This is a genomic window from Corynebacterium sp. 13CS0277, assembly GCF_002994655.1.
In the GTDB taxonomy this organism is placed as follows: Bacteria; Actinomycetota; Actinomycetes; order Mycobacteriales; family Mycobacteriaceae; genus Corynebacterium.
On sequence record NZ_PPDL01000017.1, the window covers coordinates 12,584 to 29,419 of the forward strand.

A 16,836-nucleotide genomic window follows, 5' to 3' on the forward strand; every position below is an offset into this window, starting at 1 on the left:
GGTGCGGGGTCGTCGTTGCTTGTGTGGCGCGCGGGCATGCGCGTCGCCGCGTTGCTCTTTTACTGCGTCGCGGTCGCCGGGGCGCTCGTCGCCGCCGAGTCCTCATCCGGGCGGGAGGTGGCGGTGGCGAAAGGATCATCGGTGGCGATGGACCACACCACCTCGAAGGGAGCTTCCTCCCCGTCAGCCGTGTGGCCGACCAGCAGGCTGGAGATCTCCACGAGCACCAGGCGCGGGGTGTGCCCGTCGGCGGCCGGCTCAGCTTCCAGCGGCACCTGAACGGTCTTGGTGTCGGGGGAGGTGAAGTACTCCTCCCCGCTGGCGTCCGGCTCGTCGTAGACCTTGAGCAACGCCCAATCGTGGTCGTAGACCTCCTTCGGCAGCTCCAGGGTCAGCACCCCGTCCTTCGGCACGGCAAGCTTCGGGACGTCAGATTCCTCGCAGGTCGTACCGATCTCACAGGCGATGTAGGGGCCGGCGGTGATCTCGTCGACGTCGCTGCGGGCGGTGATGGTGACGTCGGTGGGCTCCGGGCCGGGGCGGGTGTTCCACCAGTTCTGGAACACGACGGAGACAGTCACCACCACGACGACGGCGGCGACGAGGACCAGGAACTGGGTGAGATTCTTGCGGGCTGCCATAAGTGTTAAGCATAAGGCCCCGCACGTGTGACCCGCGCCCCGGGGCACACCCACCCGCGGCACGCACCCCCGCCCGACTGCTTCTCCCCGCGGGCTTGCTTGAGGGGCGGGGACGGGGCAGTGGGGCGTGAAGCAGTGGCGTGTTAGTCGTGGCGGGGTGTGAACTCCACCTCGTAGAGGTCCGGCCAGCGTTTCCCGGTCAGCAGGAAACGATCACTGCCGGCGATGTGCGCAATGCCGTTGAGCACGTTGTTGGAGTCCACCGCCGCCCGGTTCGGCAGGCCGGAGGCGTCCACCACCGCTGTCACCACACCTGTGTCGAGATCGATGCGGACGATGTCGGTGCTCTTCCACACGTTGGCGTACACCACCCAGCGGCCGTGTTCTTCTCTGCAGTCCAGTTCGTTGAGCTGGTCGACCGGGGTGCCCTGGGCGCGCACGGTGACGCGGGAGCGTTCCTCAAAACTCTCCGGGTCAAGCAGCCGCAGCTCCGCAGTGCCGTCGGACATGACCAGGGCGCGGTCGGTGTGGCACAGCCCCCAGCCCTGACCCGGGTAGGTGGCGGTGTCCACGACCTCCAGGGTGTCGGTGGCCCGCCGGTAGGCGGTGCCCGCTTTCCACGTGAGCTGCCACAGGTGATCGCCGACGACGGTCATGCCTTCCCCGAATTGCTCCGCGGGGAGCTTGACCCCAGGGGTGCGGTCGTGGCCGTCGATGCTGGTGCGGTAGACCTCCGACTCGCCCCACCACCCCGTGGAAACCCACAGCGTGTCCTCGTCGAGTTCCAGCCCTTGGGTAAACGACGTCCGATCGAAGGGGTGGGTGGCCACGATCGTGGCGGTGAGCTGTTCTGGCGCGGCATGAGGATCCACCGACGGCGCCTCCGCACAGCCCACCAGCACCAGCCCCGCCGCGCACACAGCGCCGACCGTGCGCCGCTGCAGCGACCAGCGGGCGCGCCGCCGTCGGCGCGGCTGGGGCTGCGGTGCTGCGGGGCGCACGGGGGCGCAGGTTCGGTGCATGGGGTTCGGTTCCTTCCACACGCGTCGGGGCATCAGGCAGGCCACGGGGTGCGCGCGGCGCGGGGGAGTAAGGCCGTGACGATCACTGACGGGGGGTTTACGTTCCATCCTGCACCACGGGCGGGCATAATGTCAGAGTGCCCAGACGAAACGGACCCTTCTTTAGCCCAGCTGCCCTCGACGTGGCGCGCTCCGCGCTGGAGGACGTCGGCCAGGTCGGCCGCCATCTCGGCACCCAAGCGCACGGCCGCGACGCCGCCACCCTACGCTTCGAGGCCCACGAGCCCGGCTACGCCGGGTGGGAGTGGCACGTGGTGTTGGCCTGCGCGCCGGGCAGCGATCATGTCACCGTCAACGAGGTGGCCCTCATGCCGGGGCAGGAGGCGCTGAAAGCGCCCGAGTGGGTGCCCTACGAGGAGCGCCTGCGCAAGGGGGATCTCACCCCGGAGATGCTGCTGCCGCCCCGCGCCGACGATCCCCACCTGGAGGATGTGGGCGGGCAGATGCTGCTCAGCCCCCGCGGGTGGAAGGACGCCCGGGAACGCTGGCGGTCCGGCAAGTTCGGCCCCCAGTCTGTCTTCGCCCGCCACGCCGCCCACCCCTGCGGGACCTGTGGCTTCTACATTGAGCTCGAGGGCAAGCTGGACGAGTTCGGCATCTGCGCCAACGAGATCGCGGCCGACGGGCACGTCGTGCATGAGCGCAACGGCTGTGGGGCTCACACGTTGACGCCTGCGAAGGAGAAGGCGACGACGATTCAGCCCTTCGACGACGAGCAGTTCTAGGCGCTTGTCTCCCGTCACGCCCCTGGTAGGGGTGCCGCGCGGGCGGGGCACGCTGCCGTGAGGCTCGTGGCGCGGCCCGCCGGCGCTAGCTGTGCACGGGGTCGGCGTGCCGCCACAGGTAACGGTTAATGGCGGCGACGTTGAGGGTGGTGGGGCTGGCGAAGGTGGTGCCGTACTCCATCCGCCGGGTGACGTGCTGCGCGCCGTGGAAGGCATTGGTGAGGAGCAGTTCGCTGCGGCGCACCAACTCCAGGGGGAGGCCCTCTGGGTGAGATTGCACCTGCAGGGTGAAGTGGCCGGTGAGGTAGTCGAGCACCACGGGCCGGGTGGTGCCGACGAGTGCCCGGGGGTGGTCGCTGACGTGGATGGTGTGGTCCTCAATCGCCAGCACGGAGGCGTAGATGCACTCGATGACCCGGCCGGCATCGTCGACGAGGAGGGCCTCGTCGGCCCCGTGGGCCTGCACGGTGTTTTTCAGCCGCCCCAGCCAGTACAGGTCGGGGCCTTTGACCGTGGGGTGGGTGCGCTCATCGCGCTGGGGGTGCCGCCACAGGGTGATGGTGTCTTTCACGGGCCGGTCGGGCCGGTGGGTGACCTCGAAGGCCCCGGAGGCGCAGGTGATTTTCACGTTGTAGGTGCCCGTGGGGCGCAGGCTGGCGCGCAGGTGTTCTTCCTGCGCGGCACTCATGGGCTGGTAGGAGCGCAGCCGGTCGAGGTGGGCCTGAAAGTTCCGGACATGCCCATCGATCATGCGGAACGAGGTCACTTTCACGGCAGCGTGGCTCCTTGATATCCATGGTCGCCGCCGGCACACGCGGCGGGGGAGAAATGCTTACCCGTCTAGTGTGCCACGCGCGCCGCAAAACACCATGAAGGGCTGCATTTTCACGAGCACTTCGGCGAATTCTTCCGCCGGGTCCGATAGCCGGGTCACCGCCCCGCCCGCACCATAGGTGGCGACCCCGGTGGCGCGGTCGATGACGATCGTGCGGATGAGCATGTTGACGTCCATGTCGCTGCCCGCGACGTAGCCCATGACCCCGGAGTAGAAGCCCCGGGGTGCCCCCTCGAGCTCGTGGAGGATCTCCATGGAGCGTTGTTTCGGCGCGCCCGTCATGGAGCCGCCGGGGAAGGCCCGCAGCAGTGCCACCGCCGGCGGGCAGGTGAGCTGCCCGCGGATGGTGGACACCATTTGGTGCACCCGGGGGTAGCTGTACACAGCGGCCTGTTCCGGCACGGTGATGGAGTGCTGCGCGCAGGAGCGGTGGAGGTCGTTGCGCAACACATCCACAATCATGAGGTTTTCCGCATGGTCCTTGGTGCTGTGTGCCAGCTCCTCCCGGAGGGCGGCGTCCTCGGCAGGGGTTGCACCCCGGGGGCGGGTGCCTTTGATGGGCTGGGCGCGCAGCACCCCGTCGTGGGCGTCGACGAAGCGTTCCGGGGAGGCGCTCAGGATGACGACCTCGGGGGTGATGAGCAGGCCCGCCATGGGGGCCGGGGTTTGGGCCCGCAGCGCCTGGTAGGCGGCCACCGGGTCCAGCTCGCCCACCACCTGTGAGGTGGCCCGGGTGGTCAGACACAGTTCGTAGGAGTGCCCGTGGCGGATGAAGTCTTGGGCCCGCCGCACCGCATCCTCGTACTCCTCCCGGGTGCACGCCAGCTGCGGGGGCGTCATCCGCGGCCCCACTGCCTGACCGCCCCCGTCGGGGGCGGTGTCTGCTCGCGGGAGCAGCAGCGGCAGGGTGAGGAACTGCTCCGCGTGGAACAGTGCCGTGCGCTCGGCGTCGACGTCCTCGCTGCCGTCGACCAAGCCGGTCGCCTCGTACTGCATGGCCCCCACCACCGGCAGCGGGTCCCCGTGCTCCCCGCCTGCGGGTGCGACAGTGTCTGCCAGGGTGGCCGGCTCGTGGCCGGCCGCCAGGCGGGTGGTGCCCTCGAATTCGAGCCACGCGAAGAACGGGTAATCCCGCGCCCAGCCCAGCGGATCCATGGCCAGCACGATCGCGTCGGCAAGCAGCTCCGCGCCGCCGATGGTGCCGAAGGATTCGGGGTGGAATTGCAGGCCCACCTGGTTGCCGCGCCGCAGCGCCATGATGGTGCCGTCGGCGGCGCGCCCCAGGATCTCGACTCCCAGCTCCGCGAAGCTGCGCTCCGGCGGTGCGGTGACCGCGAGGGAGTGGTAGCGGGTGACCTGGTAGTCGCGCCCCCGGTAGGTGATCGGGCTGGTTTGCCCGTGCATGGGGTGGGCGGCCACATCGACGACCGCGCCCGCCTCATAGGCAATGAGCTGGTGCCCGAGGCACACGCCGACGACTGGCCGCCCGCTGGCGAGGGCGGCGCGCGCCGCCGGCAGCTCGTCTGCGGGGTGGCCGGGCCCGGGGGAGATGACGTAGCAGTCCGCGGCGGGCAGGAGGTGGGCGGGGGTGTCCCGATCAATGATCTCGGGGGTACAGCCCGTGGCGGTGTCGACGAGGTCGGCCAGCAGGTGGGTGAAAGAGTCGTGGTTGTCGATGAGGACGATGCGGGTCACGCAGGGGAAGTTTACAAGTTGGTGTTGCAGTGTGCGGGGTGGGATTGTTGTGCGTGGGCTGGACTGCAAGCCCTGCGTGTTTTTCTCATCATCCCCAGGAGTTGCTTATGAGCGCGTCTGCCGCGCCCACTGCACTGGACCGTTTCTTCGAGGTGTCGAAGCGCGGTTCCACGATCGGCACGGAGGTTCGTGCCGGCGTCGTCACGTTCTTCGCGATGGCGTACATCATCATTTTGAATCCCCTCATCCTTGGCACGACGGAGGATCGCACCGGTCACGTTCTCGGCATCCCGCAGGTCGCGGCCGCCACGGCACTGACCGCCGGTGTCATGACGATCCTCTTCGGCCTCATCGCCCGCTATCCCTTCGGTATTGCCACCGGCTTGGGCATTAACACCCTGGTGGCGGTGACGCTGGTCGCCACGGAGGGGTTGACCTGGCCGGAGGCCATGGGCCTGGTCGTCATCGACGGCATCATCATCGTGCTGTTGGCGGTCAGTGGTTTCCGCGTGGCGGTGTTCCGCGCCATCCCCGCCGAGTTGAAGTCCGCGATGGGTGTGGGCATCGGCCTGTTCATCGCGTTCATTGGTTTGGTGGACTCCGGTTTCGTGCGCCGCGTCCCGGATGCGGCGGGCACGACGGTGCCCGTGCAGCTGGGTATCGGCGGCTCGATCGCATCGTGGCCGACGTTCGTCTTCGTGTGCGGCCTGGTGATCTGTGGTGTGCTCGTCGCCCGTGGCACCCGCGGCGGGCTGTTCATCGGCATCGTCGCCACCACCATCATCGGCATGATTGTCGAAGCGCTCACCCACTCCGGCCCCTCCTTCGTCGACGGCCAGCCGAACCCGACGGGCTGGAACTTTGCGGTGCCGACCCTGCCGGAGAGCTTCGGCGGGCTGCCGGACCTGTCGATCGTCGGCAAGGTGGACCTGGTGGGCGCGTTCGTGCACATTGGCGCACTCAGTGCCGCCCTGTTGGTGTTCACCCTGGTGTTGGCGAACTTCTTCGACGCGATGGGCACCATGACGGCCCTGGGTAAGCAGGCGGGCCTGGTGGATGAGGAGGGCAACCTGCCCGAGATGAAGAAAGCCCTCGTCGTGGAGGGCATGGGTGCCATCGTCGGCGGGTCGACGTCCTCGTCCTCGTCGACGGTGTACATCGACGCCGCCGCCGGTATCGCCGACGGTGCCCGCACGGGCCTGGCGAACGTGGTGACCGGCTGCCTGTTCCTGGCGGCGATGTTCCTCACCCCCCTGTACGAGATCGTCCCCATTGAGGCCGCCTCCCCGGTGCTTGTCGTCGTCGGCGCGATGATGATGGGCCAGGTGCGCGACATTGACTTCTCCCGTTTCGATATCGCCCTGCCGGCGTTCCTCACCATCGTGGTCATGCCGTTCACCTACTCCATTGCCAACGGCATCGGTGTCGGCTTCGTGTCCTACGTGCTGCTGCAGGTCGCGGCCGGCCGCGCCCGCCAGGTGCACTGGCTGCTGTGGGTCATCGCCGCACTGTTCCTGGCGTACTTCGCCATCGACCCGCTGATGAGCCTGTCGGCATGATCATCCGCATCGACGACCCGGCGGATCCCCGCCTGGGCGACTACCGGGACTTGAACCACTCCGATAGCCGCCCCGATCTGCCGGGCGGCAAAGGCCTCGTCATCGCCGAAGGCCTGCTGGTGGTGCCCCGCCTCGTGGAGTCCCGGTTCCCGGTGCGCTCCATCGTGGGCTTCGGTCCCCGCCTGGAAACCTACCTTTCCACCCACGGCGACCCGGGTGTGCCCGTCTACGAGGTCACCCGGGAGACCCTGGCCGCAGTCGCGGGTTTTGATCTGCACCGGGGCCTGCTCGCGGCAGCCGACCGGCCCACCCCACTGGCTGTCGAGGAGGTCCTCGCCGCGGCGCGCACCGTCTGCGTCCTGGAGGGCGTGGGCGACCACGAAAACATTGGCAGCATCTTCCGCAACGCCGCCGGCCTCGGCGTCGACGCCGTCCTCTTCGGCGCCGGCTGCGCCGACCCCCTCTACCGGCGGGTGGTGCGCGTGTCGATGGGGCACGTGCTGCGCCTGCCGTTCGCCCACCTGCCGGGCACCCGCACCACCTGGCAGCGCAGCCTCGAGGATCTCAAACAGCGCGGCTTCACGGTGGTCTCCCTGACCCCCGACCCGCAGGCGGTGCACCTCGCGGAGGCGATGGCCAACCACGACAAAGTCGCCTTGTTGCTCGGGGCGGAAGGCCCCGGGCTCACGGAGCACGCGATGCGCGCCACCGATGTGCGGGCCCGCATCCCGATGGCCCCGGGCACCGATTCCCTCAACGTGGCCACCGCCGGCGCGGTCGCCTTCTACGAGCGGGACCGCGCCCGCCACATCCGCCCCTGAGGCACACTCCACACCCCACAAATCACCTCACCCCCAGGCACCAGCACGGTGCCTGGGGGTGAAGTGATTGTCGAGGAAACGCGCCACAACGCCGCGCAGCGTGCACACCAGCGCGAGGACGTACACCTAGTCGATGATGATCTCGTCGGCCGACGCGTCGTGGCCTGGGGCGGGGGAGGACAGCGTGTGGCGCAGCTTCTGCACCAGCAGGTTGAGGCGCCGCGGGTGGCGGGGCGTGTCAGCATCCCCGGCGGGGGTGCCCAGCGCCCCGTCGAGGGCGTCGCTGGGATCGTCGGGCGCGCTGGCGCGGACCCGTGACGTGCGCGGCTGCAACGGGGTCGCGGCGTCGTACGCGGACTCCGCCCCATCAGGGGTGCCTTCTGCCTGCTCGGCCGTGGCCTTGGGCGCGGCAGCCTCGACAGGGGTGGCCTGTGGGGCGGGGTCGTCCTGCGCGGCGGAGTCCCGCGGGGGCGCGGGCGTGCGGGAAGCAGCGCGCGTCCGGGCGCGGGAGGCGCGGGTGGGCGCCGGCGTGTCGTGCGGGGTGCCCGGGGTGGGGTCCTCTGCGGGGCTGGGGGCCGCATCACTGCCAGTGGGGCGCACGCTCGCGGCGTCGAGGTCGTGCAGGTCCTGCAGAGTCGCGTACTCGGGGTCGGGTGCCTCCGGGGTGCGGGGAGTCGTGCGCCGCTCCGGGGGCGCGGTGCCGAGCAGCTTCGCTGCGGCGCGGCGGGTGCGCCGCAGTGCGCGCCCCGCGCGGGCGGTCACGGACGCCGATTGTTGCTTCCACTCCCGGGCGGCGTGTTCCAGCCCGGCCTCCAGCTCGTCGAGCGGTGCGTGCTCGAAGTCCTCGTAGTCGTCGTAGTCGCGTTCCGGGGCGAGGCCCAGCTTCGCGGTGGCGGCACTGACCATGGTGCCCAGGTGGGGGCGCGGCGGGGAGGGCTGCTGGGTGCGGCCGTCGACGGCGAACGCCGCGACCGGCACCGCCGGGTGGGTGGCCTGCACATCGACGCCAATCCAGGCGGTTTGTGCGGCGAAGGCCAACTCGCTGGGCGCGAACGGCAGCGCGATGCGGGAATGCTGGCTGGGGTTGGGGTGCTCGCCCGCCCAGTAGGGGGCCTCGCAGGGGTCGGGCAGGCCGGTGTCCTCCAGCACGTGGTCCGGCAGGGCGCTGAGCGCCCGCTTGACGGTCGCGCCCTGCAGGTGGGCAAACGCGCCGAAGCCGTCGGAGTCCCGCCACGCGATGGCGTAGGTGTCGGCCGCCGGCAGGGAGGAGACGAGCCAGGCGGGCAGTTGGGAGATCCGCTCAATCGTCGGCAGGCAGGTGTGCACCACCGTCACCCCGGGGAAGGTGCCGATGTAGAACTCGCCCGGGGAGGCCGGGATGGAGCGGTTCATGACGAACTCGCCGATGGGGGTGATCGGCCAGCGGGGGTTGAGCATCGCTAAGTACTTGCGGCCGAACCCCCGATCGACGTGGGTGGCGGGCGCGGCGGCGATCGCCTCAGCGGGGTGGGCGGCGGTGACGAACCACACGGTGACGTGGGTGTCCTGCGCCCGCACCGGGGTGGGGTGGGAGGTGCGCTGCCCGAGGATGTCGGAACTCACGGGCGGCTACTTCCGCGGCCGCTTCGTGCTGCCCCGCACCCCGAGGAGCACATCCTCCCAGGCGGGGGCGGACACGGACTTCCGCTTCGCGGGCTTCTTCGGCGCCTGCGGGTGCTGTAGGAGGCTTTCGCCCTCCAGGAGGGTGTCGTCCTCCACCACGGGCAGGTCGTCGCGGGTGCGGTCGAGATCGTCGCCGGGTTCTTCCTCCGGGCGCAGGGCGGTGACCCGGCCGCCGCCGTGGCCGGCGGGGCTGATGGTGCGCACCGGGCGGGCGAAATCGGGGTCGATGAGGTCGGCGGCCAGCGAGTTGCGGGCCACTGCGGTCTCCGGGGACTGGCCGCGCCCGTGGTAGGACCACTCGGCGGTGTGCTCGTTGAGGCCTGCCGTCCAGGTGAGGGTGACGACCCACTGGTTGGCGTGGTCCCGGTAGGCGTCCCAGCGGGCGGTGGCGAGATCCAGGTCGCGGGCCGTGAAGGCGGTCGCGACGACCTCAAACAGGGTGAGCGCGGTGGGGCCGTCGTCGCGGACGGGGTGCGCCATCTTTGCCATGTCGGCGATGCGGGCGCGCTCCAGGAGGACGGGGTGGGCGAAGGGCTCGATGCGGGATTCCGCCACGCCCGCCTCCTGGGCGACCTCGGCGACCGTCTGCCCGCCGCGGATGCGGGCCTGGATTTCCCGGGGCCGCAGCGTCAACTGCGCGGTCACGCTCGCCGGCGCGGGTGCCGGCTCGGCAGCAGCCGGTGCGGGGGCAGCGGCGGAATTCGCGCTCGAGTCCTCCGCCGCGTCAGCGGAGTCCGCCCCCTCCTCCCCGGCGCCTGCAGCCTCGGACGCCGCTGCGGCCTGCTCGGCGGGGGAGTGGGGGTCGCTGTGGTCGCTCTCGCCCTCGGCGGCGTCGCCAGCATCAGCGTCGCCCGCAGTGTCCGCGGTGTCCGCGCCCGCGTCGCCCGCGGCAGCAGTAGCGGCGTCCGTGCTGTCGTCCGCCTCGGACTCCGCCTGCGCGGTGAGGTCGGTCGGGGTATCGGCGTCGCCGTCGACGACCCCGAGGGTGGTCACGGTCGCCTGCGCGTCGGTGGACTGCAGCAAAGTGCGCAGTGCTTCGGCGACCTCGCCTGTGACCTGCAGGAAGTAGGCTGCGTCCTCGTCCTCGGTGGCGCGAAACACCAGGGAGTGGGCGTCGGAATCATCGGCGACGAGGGTGAGCTCACGCATATAAAACTCCTGGGGGTTGGCGGGGTGTGCGGGGACGATCCAGCGGTGCGCGCGGATGCAGCCGCGCCGGAGACGCGTCTGCACGTTGGGCGCACGCTGGGCAGATGAATAACACCACTGTAACCGACAGGGGGGTGAATACGGCCGCGCCCCGGCAGCGGAGTGCTGCGCGGGGCGCGAAAAAAGTGGTGTCCCCTCCCCACCCACGCGGCGACGTGGGGCGCGCATGGGGCGCGCATGGGGCGCGCGTGGGGGAGGGGGTCGCTACTACGTGGTGGCCAGGTCGTTGTCGAGGCAGTAGTCGATGGCCTGGGTGAGGATCTCCACGTCCGAGGTATCGATGGCGGGGAACATGCCGATGCGCAGCTGGTTGCGGCCCAGCTTGCGGTAGGGCTCGACGTCCTTGATGCCGTTGGTGCGCAGCACCTTCGCCAGCTGGGCGGCGTCGATGGTGTCGGCGAAGTCGATGGTGCCGACGACCAGGGAGCGGGCGCTCGGGTCGGCGACGAAGGGGGTGGCCTCCGGGCGGGACTCGGCCCAGTCGTAGAGCGCGCGGGAGTTCGCGGTGGTGCGGGCCACCATGCCGTCGAGGCCGCCGTTGGCGTTCATCCACTGCACCTGGTTGTCCAGCATGAGCAGGGTGCCCACGGCCGGGGTGTTGTAGGTCTGGTTCTTGCGGGAGTTGTCCACCGCAGTCTGCAGGTTGAGGAAGGCGGGGATGAAACGGTCAGAAGCGTTGATCTTCTCGATGCGCTCCAGGGCGGCGGGGCTCATCGCGGCGAACCACAGGCCACCGTCGGAGGCGAAGCACTTCTGCGGGGAGAAGTAGTAGACGTCCGCCTGGCTCATGTCGACGGGCAGGCCGCCGGCACCACTGGTGGCGTCGATGGCGACGAGGGAACCCTCAGAGCCCGCGGGGCGGACGACCGGCACCATCGCGCCGGTGGAGGTCTCGTTGTGGGCCCAGGCGATGACGTCGCAGCCCTCCATCGCGACAGGCGTGGGGGCGGTGCCCGGCTCGCCGGCGACGATCGTCGGCTCACCCAGCCACGGGGCCTTCTTCGACGCCTGGGCGAACTTGGCGGAGAACTCGCCGAAGGTGAGGTGGCCGGAGGCGTTCTCGATGAGGCCGAAGGTGGCGGCATCCCAGAAGGCGGTCGCGCCACCCAGGCTCAGGACGATCTCGTAGCCCTCCGGGAGCGAAAACAGCTCGGCGAGGCCCTCGCGGATGGAGCCCACGACGTTCTTCACCGCCGGCTGGCGGTGGGAGGTGCCGATGATGGTCTCCGCGCCGTCGACGATCGCCTGGATCTGGGCGGGGCGCACCTTGGAGGGGCCGCACCCGAAGCGGCCATCGGCGGGACGAAGCTCGGAGGGAAGAGTGGGGAGAGTGTCAGACATTCGCAATCTTGGGTTTTCGCTGGGATGACAAACGGACCTGGCCTGCGCTGCGCGCCCGGGACGCAACACCCACGACGAGGTGTCGGCGGCGGGCGCCGCCCGCGCGGCCCGCGGGCCACCAGGGTTCACAGGTGGCCGCTGGTGTCCTACCTTAGTCCCGCCGAATCACTCCCAGGTGGTCGTAGGGGTAATCCGTGGGGGTGCGGCCGGGTCGCAGTCACGCAGTGGCGGGGCCTGCGCATGCACGAGGGGGCGGGTGGAGGCCGCCCCGCCGGCCGCTGTGGGGGTAGCGGCGGGGGTAGCGAGGGTGACGGGCGCTACCGCTGTGACCTGCGGCGATGGGACACTCATGCGGAAAAAACTTAATTGCAACCGTTATCTGTCGCATTCATCACATCCCTGGTACGCTGTGGGGCAACCCACGCACGTGCCAGGCAGGGCTACCTTGCTCGCGCGGGCGTGGCGCCGCGCATCGCATCGCCCGTGGCCGGCCCTGTGTCGCCCGGGTCGCATGCGACGCTGTCGCGTGTGGGTTCCCCGTGACCTGCACTCACAGGGTTTATGACACTGCAGTCATAGGCGCACCTCATTCGCCCATGTGGCGGGGGTGCGGCCCTGCCCGGTAGAGTCTCCGCACCACCCCGCACGCGCTTGTCAGACCATTGCGGATCACTGGTGTGTGTCGCAGTGGCGTGGCAGGCAACCCAGCGGACGCGCGGGCGAAAACAGCAACACCGGCGTCGCCACAGATCAGTGAAGTGATGGGGTCAGCGCCACCCTTTTGGGGGTGGCTGGCATCCATCGCCGCAGGTCGCAGGCGGGCGCTTCCGGCCAAGTGTGTGTAAGCCAACCTCAGCGGATAACATTTCCGAGCAATGACGGGTGTTGCACACACGCATCACAAATGAATCTTTTCGGACACTGGATGGCCCTCACACGGCCGGACAGGTCAACTCATAAACGCACCCCCACCGCGGCCGCCCACTCGGCGCCCGCACAGCACACACCACCCGCGGGCCACGCATCCTGCAGGGGCGAGAGCTGAAAGGGCGTGCACGGGTTTATGGGTACGGTGGGCCGCACACGGTTCACCGCACATCGAAGAAAAACTCCAGGCACCCCATGGACGTTTTTGATTAGCGAAAGGCACACGAAGTGGCATCTGAGAACAAGGACAAGGCAGTACTGCACTACCCCGGCGGCGAGTACGAGATGGACATCGTCCACGCCACCGAGGGCTATGACGGCATCGCCCTGGGCAAGATGCTCGCCGACACCGGTTTTGTCACCTACGACCCCGGCTATGTGAGCACCGGCTCCACCGAGTCGAAGATCACCTACATCGACGGCGATAAGGGCATTCTGCGTTACCGCGGCTACGCCATTGAGGACCTTGCCGAGAAGGCCACCTTCAACGAGGTCTCCTACCTCCTCATCCACGGTGAGCTTCCCACCCAGGAGCAGCTGCTCACCTTCAACGATGAGGTGCGCCACCACACCCTGCTGGACGAGGACTTTAAGAAGCAGTTCTCCGTGTTCCCGCGCAACGCCCACCCGATGGCAGTGCTGGCGTCCTCGCTGAACATTCTGTCCACCTACTACCAGGACGAGCTCGACCCGCTGAACATCGAGCACCTCGACAAGGCCACCGTCCGCCTCATGGCGAAGGTGCCGATGCTGGCGGCCTACGCCCACCGCGCCCGCCACGGCGAGCCCTACATGTACCCGGATAACTCGCTCAACGCCCGCGAGAACTTCCTCCGCATGATGTTCGGCTACCCGACCGAGCCCTACGAGGTCGACCCGCTCCACGTCAAGGCTCTCGACCAGCTGCTCATCCTGCACGCCGACCACGAGCAGAACTGCTCCACCTCCACCGTCCGCATGGTGGCCTCCGCACAGGCGAACATGTTCGTCTCCGTCGCGGCCGGCATCAACGCCCTGTCCGGCCCGCTGCACGGCGGCGCGAACCAGGCCGTGCTGGAGATGCTCGACGAGATCAAGGCCAACGGTGGCGACGCCACCGACTTCATGAACCGCGTGAAGAACAAGGAGCCCGGCGTCCGCCTCATGGGCTTCGGCCACCGCGTCTACAAGAACTACGACCCGCGTGCGGCGATCATCAAGAAGACCGCCCACGAGGTGCTGGAGAAGATGGGCGGCGACGACACCCTCGAGCTCGCCATGAACCTCGAGGAAATCGCCCTGGCCGACGACTACTTCATCAGCCGCAAGCTGTACCCGAACGTCGACTTCTACACCGGCCTCATCTACCGTGCGATGGGCTTCCCGACCGACTTCTTCACCGTCCTGTTCGCCATGGGCCGCCTGCCCGGCTGGATCGCCCAGTACCGCGAGCTCGTGGAGAATCCGGCCTCCAAGATCTACCGCCCGCGTCAGGTCTACACCGGCGAGACCCTGCGCCCCTTCATCCCGCGCGACCAGCGCGGCTAAGCGCCCCGGCGCGTCAGCCACAAGGCACGCGGTGCCTAGGCAATAGCTGAACCCAACCCGCACCCCCGTTGACTTCTGGGGTGCGGGTTGTGTCGTTGCTGGGGTGCGTCCCGCAGCCCTTCCCACGGTCGTCGTGCGGGGCGTGCGCGCCGGTGTGGCCAGTATCCCCTTGGGCGGCATCACTCCTGCTTGCGGGCGTTGGGGCAGCGGGGGTCCCGCGGGGTGGTATCTGCTTTGCTGCTGGCAAACCGCTAGGATGGTAGGGCATTCGTGCGCGGCATCGGCCGCGCCCAACGCCACACCACCGCCACGCACACGGTGCGGACTATCCCCCTGTGGGGATGTCGCGCGGTGGGTGTGTCGCAGAACTGTCACGCTGTGCGTGAGGGGCGCTGCGTGGGCGTTGGGTCCCTACGACCTAGAAGTGCTTGTACAAGCATGAGGAGTCAACAACATGGAAAAGCCTGTCATTGAGCCCAAGAAGGGCCCCGCACCGGAAGACATCGTCATCGTCGATCTCGTCGAGGGCACCGGTAAGGAAGCCACCCCGGGCAGCACCCTGACGGTGCACTACGTGGGCGTCGACTTTGAGACCAACGAGCAGTTTGACTCCTCGTGGGATCGCGGCCAGGCCATCGAGTTCCCGCTGGACGGGCTCATTGCCGGCTGGCAGGAAGGCATCCCGGGCATGAAGGAGGGTGGCCGCCGCGAGCTCATCATCCCCCCGGAGGCCGCCTACGGCCCGGCTGGTTTCGGCCACCCGCTCTCCGGCCGCACCCTGGTGTTCGTCATCGACCTCATCGAGGTGCACTAAGTCCGCGCACCGCGGACACTGACCCCGCGGGACAAGCCTGAGGGGCCGTCGCACGAGTGTGACGGCACCGACGTCCCGCGGAGAAGGTCCCGTGAACGACCGACGCCCACCGGCGCACAGAATATGCGCGCCGGTGGGCGTCGTGCTGCGTTGGGGTGGGGTGGATGCCCCGGTGCCCCGGGCTGTGGCCGCCCGGGGTCTGTGACGGCCCTTAGAGCGGGGTGTCGGCGAGCTTTTCGTAGTGGCGGAAGCGCTGCTCCCGGCCGACGCGCTGGGGCGCGTGGTCGAGCTCCCAGAGGGTGTGGTCGATGGCGCTGATGACGCGCTCGACGAAGGCGTCCTTGTCTTCCGCGGCGTCCGTCGCCTCGGGGATGAGGGCGTCGACGATGCCGGCGTCCTTGAGCGCGCGGGCGCCGACGCGCTGCTGTTCCATCATTTCCGGGGCGTGGGTGGTGTCGCGGTAGATGATGGCCGACGCGCCCTCCGGGGGCAGGGGCGACAGCCACGCGTTTTCGGCGGCGAGCACCCGGTCGCTGGGCAGCATGGCGAGCGCCCCGCCGCCGCAGCCCTGGCCGAGGATGATGGAGATCGTCGGCACGTCGACGTCGACGAGTTCGCCGAGGGTGCGGGCGATGGAGCCGGCCATGCCGTTTTCCTCGGCGTGCTGGGACAGCTCCGCGCCGGGGGTGTCGATGATGCTCACCAGCGGCAACTGCAGCTCGTGCGCAAGCGCAATACCGCGGCGCGCGAAACGCAGCGCCGCCGGCCCCAGCTCGTGGGGGCCGTAGGGCGGCTGCGCGTGCCGGTCCTGCCCGATGAGCACCACCGGGCGGTGCCCGATGCGGGTGAGGGCGACCGTGACGGCGGGGCCGACGCGGCCATCACCCGTGCCGGACAGTTCAATGAAGTGCGATGCGAGCTTCCCAGTAATATCCCGCAGGCCCGGGCGGGCGTCCTTGCGGGTCAGTTCGATGGACTCCCAGGCGCTGCGCTCCTGGGTGCTGTCCTCCTGCCAGGGCCCGAGGTCCGCATCCGGGTGGGCGGGCCGCAGCACGTCGATGATTTTCGTGACCGCCGCCCGCAGCCCCTCCGGGTCGAGGACGCCGTCGATGACGCCACAGGCGGCGAGATTCTCGCCGGACTGCACGCCCTCTGGCATCGGCGTGCCGGTCGTCAGCTCCACGACGCGGGGCCCGAGGAATCCCAGCAGGGCGTCCGGTTCAGCGAAGGTGAAGTGGCCCGCCGAACCCCAGGAGGCCATGACCCCGCCGGTGGTGGGGTGCCGCAGGTACACCAGGAACGGCAGGTGGGCGTCCTTGTGGCGGTACACCGCCGTCGTAATCGACACCATGAGCGCGAACGCCGGGGTGCCCTCCTGCATGCGCGTCCCGCCGGAGGACGGGCTGATGAGTAGGGGGAGCTTCTCCGCGGTGGCGCGGTGGATGCCGTCGATGATGCGGCGGGCGGTGGCCGCGCCGATGCTGCCACCGAGGAAGCCGAACTCGCTGAGCACGAACGCCACCCGGGTGCCCTGCACCGTCCCCTCGCCGGTGATGACGGCCTCGTCGACGCCGGACTTCTCCCGGGCGCGGGCGAGCGCGTCCCGGTAGTCGGCGGTGATGTCACCGTAGTCGGGTTCGGTGTCCCAGGAGCGGAAGCTGCCCGGGTCCAAAACGCTGGAAATCAGGTCGTGTGCAGAAGTACGGCTCATGCTCACCTACGGTAGTAGTCCGGGCGCGCGCGTGCCGCACAAACCCCGCATCCGGCACCCACATCCACCCCCATCGCCACCCCCACGCCTCGTCGGTGACTGCCCGCCACCGGCGCGGTGGAGCGAGGCCTACAGGGAAGGCACGACTGCGGCGGCGTGCGCCTGCCGCGATGGGCCAGCCTTCGTGTCCACGCCCCGGCAGGCGTCTGCATGCCCGTGCGTGCGCGCACGTGTGCCCCACGGGAGTGAAAACAGTGGGTAGGTGCCGGGGGTAGTGCACTGTTCCC

Annotated in this window: 14 protein-coding genes; 5 read left to right on the plus strand and 9 right to left on the minus strand. The window is 69.4% G+C overall.

Annotated features, from left to right (window positions below; all coding sequences use genetic code 11):
• Nucleotides 1-59: 59 nt before the first annotated feature.
• Nucleotides 60-641 (minus strand): DUF2771 domain-containing protein, encoded by a 582-nt coding sequence (locus C1Y63_RS08315; protein WP_106016001.1) that lies wholly within the window; start codon nucleotides 639-641, stop codon nucleotides 60-62.
• Nucleotides 642-784: 143 nt separating this feature from the next.
• Nucleotides 785-1,663, minus strand: a complete 879-nt coding sequence (locus tag C1Y63_RS08320) for a glutaminyl-peptide cyclotransferase (RefSeq protein ID WP_106016002.1) — start codon at nucleotides 1,661-1,663, stop codon at nucleotides 785-787.
• 137 nt (nucleotides 1,664-1,800) lie between these two features.
• On the opposite strand from C1Y63_RS08320, the gene C1Y63_RS08325 reads away from it, so the two are divergent.
• On the plus strand, nucleotides 1,801-2,448 hold the full coding sequence (locus tag C1Y63_RS08325; RefSeq protein WP_106016003.1) for a DUF3027 domain-containing protein: 648 nt from the start codon (nucleotides 1,801-1,803) through the stop codon (nucleotides 2,446-2,448).
• Nucleotides 2,449-2,533: 85 nt separating this feature from the next.
• Here C1Y63_RS08325 and C1Y63_RS08330 read toward each other — a convergent pair whose 3' ends face one another.
• The gene (locus C1Y63_RS08330; RefSeq protein WP_106016004.1) at nucleotides 2,534-3,220 is read right to left on the minus strand and encodes an aminotransferase class IV; all 687 of its coding nucleotides are present in this window, start codon (nucleotides 3,218-3,220) and stop codon (nucleotides 2,534-2,536) included.
• A gap of 60 nt (nucleotides 3,221-3,280) precedes the next feature.
• Nucleotides 3,281-4,978, minus strand: a complete 1,698-nt coding sequence (locus C1Y63_RS08335; RefSeq protein ID WP_158256124.1) for a chorismate-binding protein — start codon at nucleotides 4,976-4,978, stop codon at nucleotides 3,281-3,283.
• Between the two features lie 107 nt (nucleotides 4,979-5,085).
• On the opposite strand from C1Y63_RS08335, the gene C1Y63_RS08340 reads away from it, so the two are divergent.
• On the plus strand, nucleotides 5,086-6,537 hold the full coding sequence (locus C1Y63_RS08340) for an NCS2 family permease (protein WP_106016006.1): 1,452 nt from the start codon (nucleotides 5,086-5,088) through the stop codon (nucleotides 6,535-6,537).
• A complete protein-coding gene (locus C1Y63_RS08345) occupies nucleotides 6,534-7,358 on the plus strand; it encodes an RNA methyltransferase (RefSeq protein WP_106016007.1) in 825 nt (274 codons plus the stop codon). Before C1Y63_RS08340 ends, C1Y63_RS08345 begins: the two co-directional genes overlap by 4 nt.
• Before the next feature lie 126 nt (nucleotides 7,359-7,484).
• On the opposite strand, the gene C1Y63_RS12855 is transcribed toward C1Y63_RS08345, so the two are convergent.
• The 4 genes from C1Y63_RS12855 to C1Y63_RS12530 form a co-directional block, all read right to left on the minus strand.
• On the minus strand, nucleotides 7,485-8,960 hold the full coding sequence (locus C1Y63_RS12855; RefSeq protein ID WP_199189091.1) for a hypothetical protein: 1,476 nt from the start codon (nucleotides 8,958-8,960) through the stop codon (nucleotides 7,485-7,487).
• A gap of 6 nt (nucleotides 8,961-8,966) precedes the next feature.
• Nucleotides 8,967-10,169: a septation protein SepH gene (sepH, locus tag C1Y63_RS08355; RefSeq protein WP_106016008.1), complete on the minus strand. Its 1,203-nt coding sequence runs from the start codon at nucleotides 10,167-10,169 to the stop codon at nucleotides 8,967-8,969.
• A gap of 267 nt (nucleotides 10,170-10,436) precedes the next feature.
• Nucleotides 10,437-11,570 carry a phosphoserine transaminase gene (serC, locus tag C1Y63_RS08360; RefSeq protein ID WP_106016009.1) on the minus strand — a complete coding sequence of 378 codons (1,134 nt, stop codon included), beginning with the start codon at nucleotides 11,568-11,570 and terminating at the stop codon, nucleotides 10,437-10,439.
• A gap of 165 nt (nucleotides 11,571-11,735) precedes the next feature.
• A complete protein-coding gene (locus tag C1Y63_RS12530) occupies nucleotides 11,736-11,921 on the minus strand; it encodes a hypothetical protein (RefSeq protein ID WP_146128904.1) in 186 nt (61 codons plus the stop codon).
• Nucleotides 11,922-12,725: 804 nt separating this feature from the next.
• On the opposite strand from C1Y63_RS12530, the gene C1Y63_RS08365 reads away from it, so the two are divergent.
• Both C1Y63_RS08365 and C1Y63_RS08370 read left to right on the plus strand, forming a co-directional pair.
• Entirely contained in the window at nucleotides 12,726-14,024 is a 1,299-nt protein-coding gene (locus tag C1Y63_RS08365; RefSeq protein WP_106016010.1) for a citrate synthase, read from the plus strand.
• A 454-nt stretch (nucleotides 14,025-14,478) separates the two neighbouring features.
• Nucleotides 14,479-14,838 carry an FKBP-type peptidyl-prolyl cis-trans isomerase gene (locus C1Y63_RS08370; protein WP_106016011.1) on the plus strand — a complete coding sequence of 120 codons (360 nt, stop codon included), beginning with the start codon at nucleotides 14,479-14,481 and terminating at the stop codon, nucleotides 14,836-14,838.
• A gap of 211 nt (nucleotides 14,839-15,049) precedes the next feature.
• Here the strand turns inward: C1Y63_RS08370 and C1Y63_RS08375 are convergent, their stop codons facing one another.
• Nucleotides 15,050-16,549, minus strand: coding sequence for a carboxyl transferase domain-containing protein (locus C1Y63_RS08375; protein WP_106016012.1), 1,500 nt, complete (start codon nucleotides 16,547-16,549; stop codon nucleotides 15,050-15,052).
• Between the last annotated feature and the right edge of the window lie 287 nt (nucleotides 16,550-16,836).